This is a genomic window from Proteiniphilum acetatigenes DSM 18083 (genome assembly GCF_000380985.1).
GTDB classification, from domain to species: Bacteria; Bacteroidota; Bacteroidia; order Bacteroidales; family Dysgonomonadaceae; genus Proteiniphilum; species Proteiniphilum acetatigenes.
This window is the reverse complement of the sequence record NZ_KB905696.1, coordinates 58,373-74,374: the sequence shown is the minus strand read 5'-3', so window position 1 is coordinate 74,374 and position 16,002 is coordinate 58,373. Positions and strand designations below refer to the sequence as shown.

The following is a 16,002-nucleotide window of genomic DNA, read 5'->3' as shown; positions in this document are numbered from 1 at the left end:
TATTTTACAGGAAATGTTTTTTTATTCCTTGTTATTTTTCAGTATACACCCAGAAAAATAACAAAATAAGTGACGAAAAGGGAGAGTTATGATTCTTTTGACTTTTGCTGTCTGTATTCTGTAGGGGTTAATCCTGTAATCTTTTGAAATTGTTGATGGAAGTTCGCCCGGTGATTAAACCCGACCAGTTCGCGCACTTTCTCGAGTGATATTTCGGGATTGTCTCTGAGTATGGATTGTGCTTCACTGATACGCAGCCCTGAGCGCCATGTGCGAAAATCGGTCTGCATATAGGTCCTGAAATAATATTGCAGGAAATTATGGTTTATACCCAGTGATTCGGCTATTTCTTCGACGCTGATATCTTTCTCCGTAAATTTCTTGTCTGCCACCCATTGTGCTAAAATACTCCTGAACTGTTCACTTTTTTCCGTCAGGTGAGCGGATGTCACATCATTATCTGCCTCTTTAGGCTTTTCCATATCTTCACTTCGGGTTATAACAGGAATTGCGAATTGAAAATCTATCTGGTAATTATACATCCTACCCACCATATAGATGTAGTAAATGGTATAGATAATGGAAAATAAGGCATGAAAATAAAGATTCATAAACAAGGATACCAGGGCAAGTATCCCGATCCCCAAAGCACTATAAAAACAAACGCCGGCCCAGTGTAAACGGGCACGCTCGTCTTCTTCGTAGTATTCCTCCAGCGAATCCAAACATGCTTTGTATTTTAACCTGAATGTATGGGCATAACAGGAAATCTGAAGGAAATAACCTGCCACCGCAATATACAGGAGTATAAGGAATGTTGAATGGGGAAGTAACGATAAAGCAAGTAATAAAAGGATACCTGCTAAAGTAATAATACCTAATTGCACTAATATCACTTTTCGTTTGATAAAAAGCGGTTGTATTAAAGCCAATATGGTATAGGTGAAGAACAGGGCCTGATAAGACGCAATAATCAGGGTAGAGGAAGCCCGCAGGATTTTATCTTCCGCCTCTTGTTGCGTGAAAAAACTGACGAAACCGGATATGCCCAGTACAAAGTAGGAAAGAGACAGGAAATTTCTTGCAGAACGAAAATTGTTAAGCCTTTTATCTGATGGGATATGTATGCCTGATAACATTGCGGCTAATACCACGATGACGGAAGAGGTCGCAAATGATAATATATAGTAGAATGCCACAGGTTCAAATAAATTCATATGCAGAGATATTTGTCATACAAAAATATTTAATTCTGTGAATAGGTGATGCTGTTTTTTAAATTTATGATAAAATGGATGATAAATCATGAGATGAGAGTGGTGCATCAGTTGGGACTAAATCTAATCCGTATCGGAAGTAGTATCGAGTGGAGTATAAGCCCTCTTGGCCAACTCTTTGTCCATTGTATAGATACCAAAACCGTTATCGCCGATCAAGCTTAACCCATCAATCATACCCTGGGCCGTTTCTTCCTCTTCTACCTGTTCGTTTACGAACCATTGCAGCATATTCTCGGTAGCGAAATCATTCTCCTTCCTCGACATGAATACCAGATTATTGATAAGTGAAGTGACAACCCTCTCATGTCCCAAGGTAACTTCGAATGCATGGAGTAACGAATTCCACGAGGTGTCTACCTTGTCGATGGGTTGTAATTCCACCCTGTTTCCTTTGGATATAAGATAATTCATCAACTTATGGGCATGATCCTGCTCTTCCTTGAATTGTACCTTGAACCAGTTGGCGAAACCCGGGAGACCTTTGTGCGCAAAATGTACCGACATGGAAAGATAGAGATAAGCCGACCAGAGTTCGGCATTAATCTGTTTGTTGATTGCAACTTCTAATTCTTTACTTACCATAGTTCTTCTTGTTTATCATATTAATATCTGCTGATGTTAAAACGTTTTTCAGATTAAAATGTTTAAAAGTGCATAGTTTCAGAAGGTATCCTTCATATTTCAAAAATTAACCCTACTTCAGAAATTAAATTAATTGCTATCTTTGCAAATTGATTGCGTTCATGATTGAAAAGATGCTTCCGGTACTTTTTTAAGTGGGGGCTTATTCTTTAAATTTTTTTCAGATGAATCTTTTAAGGGAAAAAATGATGAAATATGATGCTCCGCAGCGTGCAAAGGCAGCGGGTATCTACCCCTATTTCCGGGCTATTGAGAGTGACCAGGATACCGAGGTCGTCATCAACGGAAAAAAAGTGTTGATGTTCGGCTCAAATGCCTATCTGGGGTTGACCAATCATCCGAAAGTGAAAGAGGCGGCCGTTGCCGCAACCAAAAAATATGGTACCGGAATGGCCGGCTCCCGCTTCCTGAATGGTACACTCGATATTCACCTGGAGTTGGAACGGAAATTAGCCAACTTTATGAATAAGGACGAGGCTATTGTTTTTTCAACCGGTTTCACCGTTAACGAAGGCGTATTGGGATGTCTGACAGGAAGGGATGATTTTATTATCTGGGATGAAAGAGACCATGCTTCCATTATAGAGGGACTTCGCACTTCCTATTCGACAAAGTTTAAATTCCGCCATAACGATATGGCGCATTTGGAGAAACAGTTGAAACGTTGTCACCAGGGAAAGGTGAAGTTGATTGTTGTGGATGGTGTCTTCAGCATGGAGGGAGACCTGGCTAATCTGTCTGAGATTGTGAAGTTGGCGAAGAAATACAATGCCAATATTATGGTCGATGAGGCTCACAGTCTGGGTGTTCTCGGCCGGAAATACAGCGGGCGGGGAGTGTGCGATCATTTCGGTTTGCTGAATGATGTGGATCTGGTAATGGGTACCTTCAGTAAATCACTCGCATCAATAGGCGGATTTGTTGCCGGTGATTATCCTGTTATCAACTACCTGCGTCACAACGCCCGTACAAACATATTTAGTGCAAGTATTACTCCCGGAGCTACTGCTGCCGCATCCGCCGCCCTGGATATATTGAAGGCGGAGCCCGAACGGGTGAAAACATTATGGGAACTGACTCATTATGCCATCAAACAATTTGAAGAGAGAGGTTTTGAACTGGGCCCGACCGCAACACCCATTATGCCGCTTTATGTGCGTGACAATGACAAGACTTTCCTTGTTACCAAGCTTCTGTTTGAAGAAGGTATCTTTGTCAATCCGGTAGTTTCACCGGCAGTCTCTGCCGGCGATACCCTGATTCGCTATTCGTTGATGGCAACACATACCAAAGAGCAGATCGATTACTCTATTGAACATATTACCAAGATATTTAAAAAACTGAGTATCTTGCCGTAGTAATTACTCTGCTGATAATATCTTATTTATACCGGGGGTGAACGATTCTTTTCTGTATAAGTTCATGCCATGTATTGACTGTTTCCCGGACTTAAGTAGATATGTCATTAAAATTAACATCCTCTATCGGATTAATTCGCAAAAAAATATCTACTTTTGTATGCAATAAAAAAATAAAGGTAAAATCTTATGTCATTTATTGCAGATAAAATCATCATGGAAGGGTTGACTTTTGACGACCTTCTGTTAGTCCCCGCTTACTCGGAGGTACTCCCCAAGAATGTAGATCTTTCTACTCAGTTTTCCAGAAATATATCGCTTAATATTCCTATGGTGTCGGCTGCTATGGATACGGTGACCGAAACCACGATGGCTATCGCTATTGCCCGCGAAGGAGGGATCGGTGTGATCCATAAGAATATGAGCATTGCGGAGCAGGCCAAACAGGTACGTGCCGTGAAACGTGCCGAAAACGGAATGATCCTGAACCCTATCAGTATTACTCCCGATAAGAAAGTGTCTGATGCACTGGCCATGATGGCCGAGTTCAAAATCGGCGGGATTCCTGTAGTGGACAGAGACAATAAACTGGAAGGTATCGTCACGAACCGGGATCTCCGTTTTGAGAAGTCGATGGAGAAGCAGATCAGTGAAGTGATGACAAAGGAGAATCTGGTCACTACCCGCCAGACGACTAACCTGGAGGATGCCGCGGAGATTCTTCAGCAATATAAAATCGAAAAATTACCCGTGGTTGACTCCAATAATAAGTTGGTCGGTCTGATCACCTATAAAGATATCACAAAAGCAAAGGATAAGCCGTTTGCCTGCAAAGATGAACAGGGGCGTCTACGTGTGGCAGCAGGAATTGGTGTGACGCACGACTCTATCGAAAGGGCGACAGCCCTTATTGAGGCAGGTGTGGATGCGATCGTGATCGATACTGCACATGGCCATTCTAAAGGGGTGGCAGATATGCTTAGACTGGTAAAGAAGACCTTCCCCGAAATCGATGTGGTGGTGGGTAATATTGCTACCGGAGATGCTGCCAGATTTCTGGTCGATGCCGGTGCCGATGCTGTAAAGGTGGGAATAGGCCCAGGATCGATATGTACCACTCGAGTAATTGCCGGAGTAGGGGTACCCCAGTTGTCGGCTATCTATGAAGTGGCTACCGCACTGAAAGGTACAGGTGTCCCTGTGATTGCTGACGGAGGATTGCGCTATTCGGGAGATATTGTAAAAGCGTTGGCGGCAGGAGGTTCTTCGGTGATGATGGGTTCATTGCTTGCCGGTACGGAAGAATCGCCGGGCGAGACGATTATCTTTAATGGCCGTAAATTCAAATCATATCGTGGAATGGGATCACTCTCTGCTATGCAGCAGGGTTCGAAAGACCGTTATTTCCAGGATGTGGAGGATGATATCAAGAAACTTGTTCCGGAAGGAATTGAAGCCCGTGTACCGTTCAAAGGAACACTGCAGGAGGTGGTCTATCAGATGGTGGGTGGACTTCGTTCCGGTATGGGTTATTGCGGAGCGGCGAATATTAAGAAACTGCATGAGGCGAAATTTACCCGTATTTCTGCTGCCGGATATGTTGAAAGTCATCCCCATGGAGTGATGATCACGCGTGAAGCGCCCAATTACAGTAAGGGTAGTGAGTGACCTCTCCGGATGTTAGCTATTAGCATACGTTGATTAGCAGATTTATTGATTTACTGATTAGTAGATTGATAAATCTGCTGATTATTAATTATCACATTATCTAATTATCGCATTAACATGTTAACCTTTTCTTCTCCTTAAACGCATATACTTTTCGAATTACACTCAGATTAAAAAAATTAATCAAAAATTTGTTGTATCTCTGCAACGTTTTGCTTTCAACGAACGTCATTATAATAAACAGGGAAATTTTATGTCGGAACAGCGATTAATACTTGCTTGCAGGCAGGGAAAATTGTGGGCGAGAAAAGAGGTGTACGAACAGTACGCTCCGTCCATGATGGCTCTATGCAGGCGCTATGTCTCCGATGTGGAAGATGCCAAAGACGTGTTACAGGAAGGGTTTCTGAAGATTTTTATTGAGATAGGACAATATTCGGGAAGAGGTTCTTTCGGGGGATGGATAAGGAAAATTTTTGTGAATACTTCACTTGATTATATGCGGAAGAAGAGTCGCCTGAAGCAAAAGGAACTGTTAACGGATGTTGAGATAGAATGTTCCGGAAGCGTTCCCGATATGGCAGATATCACAGCTGACGATTTAATTCGTTGTATCGACGAGCTTCCCGATACCCATCGAACGGTTTTTAATCTCTTTGCAGTGGAAGGTTTTAGCCATCGGGAAATTGCCGCGTTGCTGAATATACCCGAAAGTACGTCACGGTCGTTCTTTTTCAGGGCAAGGCAATTGCTACAAAAGAAAGTCATAAAGTTAATGGATCACAAATAACAGGTAGCAAAGATGCAGTCAGATGATAAATACATAGACAAGCCGGATGACTTTTCGAGGAAGGTCGGGGTGAAGCTGCGCGAGCATCAGATGCCTGTTGATTCAGGCGTGTGGGACTCGTTGACGGAGAGATTCCCGTCATCCAAAAAACCTGTTTTTATCTATTGGTCATGGGCGGCTGCAGGTATAGCAGCCATGGCATTGGTGTTGTTGTTTTTGTTTAATCCTTTGGTCGACGAACCGTTGCTTACAGAGCATTCACAACCAAAAAAACAAATACAACAAGAGGCAGTCGTTCCGGAAGTTATATCAGATGAAACAGATAACCGGACAGATAAAGAGTTGGATCTGAGACAAAAGCCGACAGAAACTACGGGGTTGGCAGAAGCTTCAAAACCGATAGAAAGGGAGAAATCAACAGAAATTACAAAGCCGGAAGAGGTCATGATTCCCGAAAGAACTACAAAGCCCGATGTAACTGGGGTGTTGGCTGCAACTGTAAAATTGGAGGAATTTTCGGCACCGGAAAGAATGCCATATCCGGGAGAGATTGTGAAAATAGATACGGTAGGTTTTCCGGAACAAGAACCTCCGGTGGAAGAGCTTCTGAGGGAAGAATTCCTGGCGGAAAATGATCTTTCCTCTCCAGTTCAGAAACAACAGGGAGTTCGGTCGCTGATCGCTGCATTGGGTAGCGGAGGTACACCTCTGGATTTCTCACTAGGAAGTTATGATGCGGATTATCCGCAATACGACCATCATTTTCCGGGCGGCGAGTTTAATGATGGAAATGGATTGGGTTCAGGTGCTGATTATAATGTGCTTAATCCCGGCGATTATACTGAGGTTGTGCATCGTCTTCCCGTTTCCATCAGCCTGACGGCTGATTTTCCAGTTGCAAAGGATATGAGTCTGGAAACCGGATTGTCATACACTTACCTGTTTTCACGTTACAGACGCAACGACGATTTCATCTATAGAGGCACGTTACGACAACATTATATAGGCATACCGGTAAACCTGAGATATACCGTGTGGCAGAATGATGCGTGGAATGTGTATCTGTTGGGTGGTGGAAGCGTCGAAAAGGGGCTACGGTCTGTATACAAACAGGAGATTGAGCACAATGGCGGCATTGTATACCACACCAACCTGTATAGCCGCATCAAAGGATTCCAGTTCTCTGCCCAGGGTGGAGTCGGTTTCAGCTATCGGTTGCAGGGTAACCTGAGTCTGTTTGGCGAGCCGAGAATTGTATATTATTTTAAAAATAACCAACCAATGAGTGCCCGCACGGAAAATCCGTTGATATTCGGCTTGAATATGGGGATAAGATTACGGTTTAAGTGAATAATGAATAGTTAAGAGTGAAGAATTTCCTGGTTTTTAGTTTTAATTCTTCATTTTTAATTTTTAATTTAAAAAATAGTTTGATCATGAAAAAACTGAGTTTTTTGCTATTGATGACCGGTCTGTTTGCTTTGCCGGGGTGTAGGGATTATGTAGATGAATACGTAACCTACACAGTGAATGAACCTGTTTTTATGTCGGCCTCCGAGTTCAGAAGTGCAGTAGATGTAGAGCAGCCTAAACCTATTGAAAAACAGGGGAAAATCGCTTTCTATAACGATTACCTCTATATTTCGCAACCTGAAAAGGGAATTCATATCATCGATAATCGCGATCCGTCGAATCCGCGGAACGTTGCTTTTATTGAATTATTGGGAAATGCAGATATGCACGTTCGTAATAATGTGCTGTATGCCGATTCATATATCGATTTGGTATGGTTCGATATCAACGATCCGGCCAAACCGGTATTCAAAGGACGGAAGGAAGAGGTGTTCCCGCAGGCGTTACCTCCCACCGAAAATGGATTCGGTATTGATTACGAAAAAGTGATGGATCGGAATAACGGAATTGTTGTCGGATGGAGGACCGTTGAAAGAAAAGAGCTTGTCCGCACTTATAAACCCCGCTGGTGGAGTTGGGGTGGGTTGACCGAAAATATGGTCTACAACGATGCCGCTTCGTATGGAGGAGGTAGTGTAGGAGCAGTCGGTTCCATGTCGCGGTTTGCTATTTATCAGGATAATCTCTATACGGTGATAAACAACCAGCTTGGTATTTTCGATCTCTCGGAAGTGACACCTGAGAAAGTGGCTGAGGATGTACCTGTGGGATTTAATGTGGAAACTATCTTCAGTTATAAAAATTGTCTGTTTATGGGTACTCCCACGGGTATGATCATTTATTCGGTAGAAGATCCGTTAAAACCCGAATACCAGTCTATGATTACCCACGTGTTCGGTTGCGACCCGGTAGTGGTGGAGAACGATATCGCTTATGTAACTATCCGTTCGGGGACTTTCTGCGGACAAAATGCCAACTCATTGATTATTGTGGATGTGAGCAACGTACAGCAACCCAAACACATTGTGACCTACAATATGGAAAACCCTAAGGGCCTGGGAATAGACAATGGAACGCTTTTTGTTTGTGACGAGGGCCTGAAAATATTCAATGCAGAAGACCCGAGCACCATTATGCACAAGGATAACATATTGGCGCATTTCAAAGAGATAAACGGGCTTGATGTGATTCCATTCAATAATGTATTGATGATGATAGCCGAAGACGGGATATACCAGTACGATTATACCGATGTTCAGAGTATAAGGCAATTGAGCCGTTTACCGATCGGTAAATAAAACTTCCCTGTTTGCTCAATTTCCTGCTGCCGTTGGAGAAATTCAGCGGCAGCTTTTTTATAGGTGAAAGGAAGGAAATCTCTATTCTACAGTTCCTTCCTGCATGGGAACAAAGATAAAATCCCCGTGCTCCGATTCCTTGAATTCAGTGTCGCTTACACGGCGAATCACGGTCATCTTTTGTCCGCCCCTTCCTCCCAGTGGAACGACCATCCATCCTCCTACGCGCAATTGTTGCAACAGTTTTTCCGGAATCTTCTCAGGCGCAGCCGTGATCAGTATCTTGTCGAAAGGTGCATGCTCTGGTAATCCTTCGAAGCCGTCACCAAAAAAGAGGTTCGGATAATATCCCAGTTTATTCAGTATCTCTTTGGCGGTCTGATACAAATTGTAATATCTCTCTATACTGTAAACCTCCGCCTCCATTTCACATAATATTGCCGCCTGATATCCGCTGCCGGTACCTATCTCCAACACTTTTTCGCCCGCTTGCAGTTGCAGTAGTTCGGTCTGATAGGCCACCGTAAAGGGTTGAGAGATGGTCTGTCCGCTTTCGATCGGTAACGGACGGTCCTGATAAGCATATGCCGAGAGTTGTTCATCGATAAAGGAATGCCTCGGAACGTTACTGATAGCCGCTAAGACACGTTCATCAGAAATGCCTTTTTTTCTTAATTCTTTGGAAAGTTTTTTGGCTTCGTTGTGCTGCCGGGAGAGATCTGTCATATGGATATCTGATTTTTTTTGCTGTTTTTTTGTATTGTTCGATGCACAGGTGATCATCCCTGTACAGCAAAGGACGATAATGAATACCGGAATGAGATGTTGCTGCTTTCCTCTTCTCATAATATGCGAATTCTTATGTGATAAAAGCAAAGATAATGATATTCTGTGTCTTATCTAAATTTTTCGTTGTATTATTTTCAGTTCAATAAAAAGTCGTATATTTCGCACAATTTTAGAAACGGTAATTAAAATGCAAAAAACGGTTTTTTTATTTTTTATGCTCTTTTCAACGTTATCTGTTATGCCTCAGAATAGTGATATGGACTCTGTGATTAAACTCTTAAAGGAGAAATACGCTCCTGATAGTCGTGTAGAGGTATTTAACATTGTGGCAACACAAAGAAAGGATACAATTGTTCTTAAAGGTGAAACGACCAGTATGCCTGCTTATGAGGAATTGATCCTGCAGGCCGGTAGTATGTCAGATCATATGAAAGACAGTATCCGTCTTTTACCCGATAAGGAACTGGGTGATACAATATGGGGCATAATTTATAATTCTGTCGGGACGCTTCGTGCCGAACCCCGCTATGGTTCCGAGCTGGTGTCACAGGGACTGCTGGGCATGCCGGTAAAGATATTGGAAAAGCGTGGAGGATGGTGCCGCATTCAGACCCCGGATAAATATATCGGTTGGATCAACGGATCGGTAAAGGCGATGACACTGTCGGAACTGCAGCAATATCTGCAGCAACCGAAGGTTATTGTTACATCCGTTTTTGCTCACTCACTACAAAGGCCGGATAGCGATTTTTTCCCTGTTTCCGACCTGGTGGTTGGCAATATGCTGGTTGTAAAAGGTGAAAAAGAGGGATTTTATCATGTAGTATATCCTGACGGGCGTGAAGCTTATGTCCGGAAATCGGATGCCATAGAAACAACTGACTGGTTGAAAAGTATAGACCTGACCGGCGAAAGTATTGTGAATACCGCATACCGGTTTATGGGAGTGCCTTACCTTTGGGGAGGGACTTCTTCCAAGGGCCTGGACTGTAGTGGATTTACCAGGACAGTCTATTTTATGCACGGTATTATTCTACCCCGGGATGCCTCCCAGCAGGTTCATTGCGGTAAGCTGATAGACTCCTCCGGAGATTTCAATAATACCTTGCCGGGAGACTTGTTGTTTTTCGGATCGAAAGCGACTGATGATAGTCCGAAAGAGCGTGTAGTACATGTCGGCATATATATTGGTAATAACCGGTTTATCCATGCTTCCGATTATGTCCATATCAACAGCCTGGATCCTGCTGATACGCTGTATGATGAATTTAACGCGAACCGTTACCTGCGCACCAAACGGATTATTGGTGAAGTGGGTACACCGGGGATTGAAGATATTTTTGAAAATGAATTTTATAAGCAATGAAACAGAACAGACGTCAATTTATACGTTCATCGGCGTTGGCGACGATGGCATTGGCGACACCATTATTTCCCGCGATTGCATCCGTGAAAAAACTATCTAAAATTTCCACTGATAAAATGAAACTATCCTGGACTCCGTACGACTTGCAGTTGAATCATACTTTTACCATTTCCGGGTTTTCACGTACCACTACACCCATAATATTGACTAAAATAGAATACGACGGCCTGGAAGGGTATGGCGAAGCGTCATTACCGCCTTATCTGGGTGAAACACAGGCCTCGGTGATCGAATTTCTGAAGAAAGTGGATCTTTCTGCCTTTACTCCCTATGGGCATATCGAAGAAATCATGTCGTATGTCGATGGCATTGCTGTAGGGAATACTGCGGCGAAAGCAGCTGTGGACATCGCCTTGCATGATCTGGTAGGGAAAATCGAAGGGGCGCCGTGGTATAAGATACGTGGATTGGACAAATATGATGTGCCGGATACCACTTTTACCATTGGTATCGATACCGATGAAGTGGTACGTGAAAAGACGCGTGAAGCGCTTGGTCGGTTCAATATCCTGAAGGTGAAGGTGGGTGGTCCGGACGATAAGAGGATGATCGAAGCCATCCGCTCTGAAACCGATCTGCCGTTGGCGGTGGATGCCAATCAGGGATGGAAAGACCGCCGTCAGGCACTCGATATGATTTTCTGGATGAAAGAGAGAGGGGTAGTGATGGTAGAACAACCCATGCCGAAGCAGGATCTGGACAATATTGCACGTCTCACCGAAGAAAGTCCCCTTCCTGTTTTTGCCGATGAGTCGATACAGCGACTCTCCGATGTGGAGCGCCTGAAAGGCGTCTTTTCCGGGATCAATATCAAGTTGATGAAGTGTACCGGCATGCTTGAAGCGTGGAAGATGCGGAAACTGGCCTATTCGCTGGGAATGAAAGTAATGATAGGGTGTATGACGGAAACCTCCTGCGCCATATCGGCTGCATCACAGCTCTACTCGGGAATGGATTTTGCAGACCTCGATGGTGCGCTCCTGATCGGGAATGATTGTTTTGATGGAGCAAAACTCGAAAACGGCAAAATCATACCTTCTGACCAGCCCGGTATCGGGGTAAAACTCTCAGGAGACCTCCGCTTTTCAAGGAAAGGATAGCCTTTTTTCACTGAGTAGGACTTTTTCTTCCGTAATCTGTCGGGTTGTATTATTTTTGCAACTCAAAAGATGGTTTTATCCTGCGCCGATCTATCACACACGTAACCTTGTTTGTACTTTTTCTTCTATTCCCGGTTTTATCCCCGGCCAATTTGTCATATGATCTTGCCGACTGTTCCTCAACACCCGGTACCGTCATTTATACCCCGATGGTCGATTCGCTCCTGAACCTGATAAAGACTGCGTCAGGCATGGTATGGTCATTTAAAATTGGCGGAAAATACATGGTTCAGTAAACTGCCGCTTTTTGGGGTGATTGTTTTTAGTTGGTTGATCGCCTTTTTCGAATACTGTTTTCAGGTGCCGGCAAACCGTATCGGATTTGACGGGAACGGGGGGAGTTTCTCTCTTCTGCAACTGAAAGTGACACAGGAAGTGATTACCTTGGTCGTATTTGTCGTTTTCTCCTTCCTCGCCTTCGAGACCCAATTGAAATGGAATCATCTTGTTGGATTTGTGTTTCTGGTACTCGCAGTCTATTTTATTTTTAAGGGGTAAGGGATCGATCTTTTTATTGCCAATTTCCGGGGGATCGAATAATCATACTCCAGTATCACCTTCAGCGTATTATTTTGAATTCTTTCCCTGGCAATATTGAGGGCTTTTAGCCTTTCTTTCTTAATGGAAAGATGCCATCTGGAAGGGAAAATATTTACTGAAAATCGATTGTTTGGCGCCCTTTCTCCAAATTCTTTCACATCATCTACATATTTGTACGCCCATGTCTTCCATTTATCTCCCAAAATGGTCATTATAGTCCCGAAAGCAACAAAAGAAGAAAGCATTAAGATGATTGATAGAATAATCAATAGTAAAGAGTTCTCAAATGATGCTAAAATAAAGACTGCTGTTGCCATAATTAACATCATAGCTATGAGCGCTGGATACACTACTGTGTTACGTGCCTTTCTTATTGCTTGAGAAACGGTGATATATTTTTGCATTGCAATTAATCTTTCAAACAACCTATAGGTACCACATAAACACCATCTTCCCTGCGGTAAGCATATTGGCCCGCTCCTGTAAGAACCATCAAAAATGAAGGAGACTTCATTTTAGCGGTATCTATTTTATCAGCCAATTGCTTGAGTGTATTAGCCCCGGCCTCTATTAAACTGTCGCCACCCAGTTTTACCTCTATCAGCCCAAAGTTGCCATTGCGCAGATGCAGCACAGCATCACACTCCAGCCCGTTCTTGTCCCGATAGTGATATACTTGTCCGTCAAGTGCAGCGGCATATACACGAAGATCACGTATGGCCATGGTTTCAAAAAGCAAACCGAAGGTATGCAGATCTGCGATTAAATCTTCGGACCCAAGTCCGAGTGCGGCGGCGGCCACTGACGGATCTACAAAATAACGGGTGTCTGAGGTGCGTATGGCAGTTTTAGACCTGAGGTTAGGACTCCATGCAGGCATATCTTCAATGACGAATATTTTCTTAAGAGCTATGATATATGAGGCAATGGTATCTTCACTCATACTTCCATTCCTGTTATTCTCCAGGTCTTTATATATTGTACTGATGGATACTTGCTGTCCTTGATGGCGAGCGTAAGAGCGTAACAACCTTCTGGTAAATTCAGGACTTCTGTTTACATTGTCTACACGGGAGATATCGCTGTTGGCAACTGCTTCCACGTAGTTTATAGCCTGTCGTAAAGCAGCATTTGGGGTTAAACTGAGAGATCCCGGCCAACCACCACGACATATCAGGTAAGCTAATTCCTTTAAGGATATGTCAGGTGCAATAGCCGCTGTCATATTTCCTTGAAACAAAGCATGCAGGCTGATACTTCCATTTGACTCCCCGGATTCCCACAAACTCATAGGTCTCATTGTCAGCCAAGCAAATCTGCCAGTCCCGGAATGGGTCAATTCCGACATGTCTGGCGGAACGCTTGATCCTGTAAAAATAAATTGTCCCGGCAATCGTCTGCGACTCACCTCAAATCGTGCTGCATCCCATAGTTTCGGGGCTAATTGCCATTCATCAATCAGTCTGGGTGTATCTCCCTGAAAAAGAATCTCCGGGTCTGTCTCTGCCAGCAGCAAATTGGCCTGACGTGTCCTTGGCTCATCCAAATATAACACACTTTTTGCTTGCTGCTCTGCCGTAGTAGTTTTTCCACACCATTTCGGACCTTGAATCAGGACCACCCCCGCTGCTGCAAGTTGTTCCTGCAGCATTTTGTCTGCTATTCTCGGTATATAAGTCAATGATGTATCCATATTCCTTTTCGTGTTAGATCATACTGAATACCGGATACAAATATAATCTTCTTTTCTCTGTTTACAAATACTTTATATATCTTATTCCCCAATATGGCCGATTTTTATTCACCAACCTGGCTGTCCTCCATTCACCAGCCTGGCTGTTTTTTATTCCTCAATTTGGCCGGAATATATCAGGAATTTGATGCCCCGGCCTCTTACTTTACCAACTCCTCAAACAATCGCTCGAACGTTTTATCCAGATCGCCGGTTTTTCCGGGATGCGGGCGTGATGACTGGATGATGGAACTGCGTACAGCCGTTAACCAGCGAAAACGTTCGGGGATATCCAGTTGTGCTATGGGGCCACACTTTGGATTACCTTGTGCAATCTGTTTATGTGTCTCAAGGTTTTCAACCACATCATCATATTCTGCCTCCGAATGCATCAGTCTGAATTTTTCGGGGCAGAGATGGTACTCGAACCGGATATATTTCTCCCGCTTGCAGAAAAGAATAAGTCCGACGTTGAAGAATTCTTCCCGCTCTATCCTTGGTACCAGTCGAATAACGGCATAATGATACAGTTTATCCTCTTGCATCTTTGGCGGTATTTAGAAAGTTTCGGGAATGTTGCAATCGTGTTTTTAAAAAGTCGAGATAGACATTTCGGATCTCATCAGGCGTCTCCTGCGTATGGTTCCATACCAGCCATTCATCGGGGATAAGTGCAGTGATTTCCCCCAACAGGTCATGCGAGAGTATATCATGTGCGAAATCGTCTGCCTCATCGAGCATTGACGCCTGGGACAGCAATACGTGATCTTTTATATGAGGGAACGGGTTGAGGGCATGCCTTTCAAAATCGTTCCAGGAGTGGTGGAAATAGAACGATGCCCCGTTGTCGATCACCCACAACTCGCGGTGCCACCACAACAGGTTCGTATTGTTGAAAGTGCGGTCGATATTGGTAGTAAAAGCATCGAACCACACAATTTTTGAAGCCAGGAAAGGATCAATCTTTACGGAAGGGTCGTAAGCGATTGCCCCCGAGAGGTAGTGTAGCCCGAGGTTGAGCCCTTCGCTTCCTTTCAGCAGATCCTGGATCTCCTCATCACCTTCGCTACGGCCGAAATCATCATCGAGGGTGGCGAAAACCAGCTCAGGAATTTGTAAGCCCAATGCAGAGGCTATTTTTCCACCCAGCAGTTCCGAGACCAACATTTTGGTACCGTGTCCCGCACCGCGGAATTTCAGTACATACTTGAACCCGTCGTCCGCCTCTGCCAATGCCGGTAGTGATCCACCTTCACGCAAAGGCAGAATATAACGGACAACCTTTACAGTGCGTAATGATATATCTTTTCCCATCGCGCACAAAGATACGATAATCTCATTGAATTTCTTCAGATTCAATCAGGATACATCCTTTGCCGTACATTTCATGTAATGCTTTTTCGTCATCGCCGGGTTGTGCATTTACGGCGCCGATGGCATCGGTGATCACATAGGTATGGAACCCTTGTGTGACCGCATCGATGGCAGAAGCTTTCACGCAATAATCTGTGGCGAGACCACAAAGATAAAGGTGCTGGATATTGTTTTCGTGAAGAAAATCGGTAAGCGATGTATTGGTTGCCTCAAAAGCGGAATAGCCGTCGTCTTTATTGTCCGTCCCTTTTAACAGTCTCAGATCTATTTTTGCGATATTCAGATCAGGGTGGAACCCGGCTCCATGTGTTCCCGCGACACAATGTACCGGCCACTTCTCAAAATGCACTGAATCGGCCGGATGCCAGTCCTGCGATGAGATCACGATATCAAACTGATCCATGATCCGGTTGATTACAGGTATTATCTTATCACCATCCTTTACAGCCAGGGCGCCTCCGGGACAGAAATCGTTCTGGACATCCACTATAAGTAACGCTTTTTTCATAGGACTCATTATTTCCACTTCTTT

16 protein-coding genes are annotated in these 16,002 nt (G+C 43.9%); 8 read left to right on the top strand and 8 right to left on the bottom strand.

Features of this window, described 5'->3' with window-relative positions; genetic code table 11:
- Positions 1 to 86: 86 nt before the first annotated feature.
- Together F597_RS0108665 and F597_RS0108660 are read right to left on the bottom strand one after the other, a co-directional pair.
- Positions 87 to 1,217: a helix-turn-helix domain-containing protein gene (locus F597_RS0108665; RefSeq protein WP_019539338.1), complete on the bottom strand. Its 1,131-nt coding sequence runs from the start codon at positions 1,215 to 1,217 to the stop codon at positions 87 to 89.
- Between the two features lie 123 nt (positions 1,218 to 1,340).
- The gene (locus tag F597_RS0108660) at positions 1,341 to 1,862 is read right to left on the bottom strand and encodes a ferritin (RefSeq protein WP_019539337.1); all 522 of its coding nucleotides are present in this window, start codon (positions 1,860 to 1,862) and stop codon (positions 1,341 to 1,343) included.
- Positions 1,863 to 2,086: 224 nt separating this feature from the next.
- Between F597_RS0108660 and spt the strand changes: the two genes are divergently transcribed.
- The 5 genes from spt to F597_RS0108630 all read left to right on the top strand — a co-directional run bounded on the left by spt (position 2,087) and on the right by F597_RS0108630 (position 8,449).
- Positions 2,087 to 3,280, top strand: a complete 1,194-nt coding sequence (spt, locus tag F597_RS0108655; RefSeq protein WP_026327289.1) for a serine palmitoyltransferase — start codon at positions 2,087 to 2,089, stop codon at positions 3,278 to 3,280.
- Between the two features lie 189 nt (positions 3,281 to 3,469).
- Complete coding sequence (guaB, locus tag F597_RS0108650; protein WP_019539335.1) at positions 3,470 to 4,948, top strand: IMP dehydrogenase; 1,479 nt, start codon at positions 3,470 to 3,472, stop codon at positions 4,946 to 4,948.
- A 253-nt stretch (positions 4,949 to 5,201) separates the two neighbouring features.
- Positions 5,202 to 5,738 (top strand): RNA polymerase sigma factor, encoded by a 537-nt coding sequence (locus tag F597_RS0108645; RefSeq protein WP_019539334.1) that lies wholly within the window; start codon positions 5,202 to 5,204, stop codon positions 5,736 to 5,738.
- A gap of 12 nt (positions 5,739 to 5,750) precedes the next feature.
- Positions 5,751 to 7,088, top strand: coding sequence for an outer membrane beta-barrel protein (locus F597_RS21595; protein WP_019539333.1), 1,338 nt, complete (start codon positions 5,751 to 5,753; stop codon positions 7,086 to 7,088).
- Positions 7,089 to 7,174: 86 nt separating this feature from the next.
- Complete coding sequence (locus F597_RS0108630) at positions 7,175 to 8,449, top strand: LVIVD repeat-containing protein (protein ID WP_019539331.1); 1,275 nt, start codon at positions 7,175 to 7,177, stop codon at positions 8,447 to 8,449.
- A gap of 81 nt (positions 8,450 to 8,530) precedes the next feature.
- Here F597_RS0108630 and F597_RS0108625 read toward each other — a convergent pair whose 3' ends face one another.
- Positions 8,531 to 9,295 carry a protein-L-isoaspartate(D-aspartate) O-methyltransferase gene (locus F597_RS0108625; RefSeq protein WP_245542013.1) on the bottom strand — a complete coding sequence of 255 codons (765 nt, stop codon included), beginning with the start codon at positions 9,293 to 9,295 and terminating at the stop codon, positions 8,531 to 8,533.
- Positions 9,296 to 9,563: 268 nt separating this feature from the next.
- Between F597_RS0108625 and F597_RS0108620 the strand changes: the two genes are divergently transcribed.
- The 3 genes from F597_RS0108620 to F597_RS20430 all read left to right on the top strand — a co-directional run bounded on the left by F597_RS0108620 (position 9,564) and on the right by F597_RS20430 (position 12,322).
- Positions 9,564 to 10,604, top strand: coding sequence for a C40 family peptidase (locus F597_RS0108620; protein ID WP_169337970.1), 1,041 nt, complete (start codon positions 9,564 to 9,566; stop codon positions 10,602 to 10,604).
- Positions 10,601 to 11,764: a dipeptide epimerase gene (locus tag F597_RS0108615; RefSeq protein WP_019539328.1), complete on the top strand. Its 1,164-nt coding sequence runs from the start codon at positions 10,601 to 10,603 to the stop codon at positions 11,762 to 11,764. Before F597_RS0108620 ends, F597_RS0108615 begins: the two co-directional genes overlap by 4 nt.
- A gap of 240 nt (positions 11,765 to 12,004) precedes the next feature.
- Positions 12,005 to 12,322 carry a DMT family protein gene (locus F597_RS20430; protein ID WP_044060170.1) on the top strand — a complete coding sequence of 106 codons (318 nt, stop codon included), beginning with the start codon at positions 12,005 to 12,007 and terminating at the stop codon, positions 12,320 to 12,322.
- Here F597_RS20430 and F597_RS0108605 read toward each other — a convergent pair.
- From F597_RS0108605 to F597_RS0108580, 5 genes are all read right to left on the bottom strand, one after another.
- Positions 12,301 to 12,768, bottom strand: a complete 468-nt coding sequence (locus F597_RS0108605) for a hypothetical protein (RefSeq protein ID WP_019539326.1) — start codon at positions 12,766 to 12,768, stop codon at positions 12,301 to 12,303. The two genes, F597_RS20430 and F597_RS0108605, sit on opposite strands and share 22 nt — an antisense overlap.
- A gap of 5 nt (positions 12,769 to 12,773) precedes the next feature.
- Positions 12,774 to 14,057, bottom strand: a complete 1,284-nt coding sequence (locus F597_RS0108595; protein WP_019539325.1) for an ATP-binding protein — start codon at positions 14,055 to 14,057, stop codon at positions 12,774 to 12,776.
- A gap of 200 nt (positions 14,058 to 14,257) precedes the next feature.
- The gene (locus tag F597_RS0108590; RefSeq protein WP_019539324.1) at positions 14,258 to 14,641 is read right to left on the bottom strand and encodes a DUF3037 domain-containing protein; all 384 of its coding nucleotides are present in this window, start codon (positions 14,639 to 14,641) and stop codon (positions 14,258 to 14,260) included.
- Positions 14,628 to 15,398 carry a HipA family kinase gene (locus tag F597_RS0108585; RefSeq protein ID WP_221406101.1) on the bottom strand — a complete coding sequence of 257 codons (771 nt, stop codon included), beginning with the start codon at positions 15,396 to 15,398 and terminating at the stop codon, positions 14,628 to 14,630. The genes F597_RS0108590 and F597_RS0108585 overlap by 14 nt, the downstream gene beginning before the upstream one ends.
- A 34-nt stretch (positions 15,399 to 15,432) precedes the next feature.
- On the bottom strand, positions 15,433 to 15,978 hold the full coding sequence (locus F597_RS0108580; RefSeq protein ID WP_019539322.1) for a nicotinamidase: 546 nt from the start codon (positions 15,976 to 15,978) through the stop codon (positions 15,433 to 15,435).
- Positions 15,979 to 16,002: the final 24 nt, after the last annotated feature.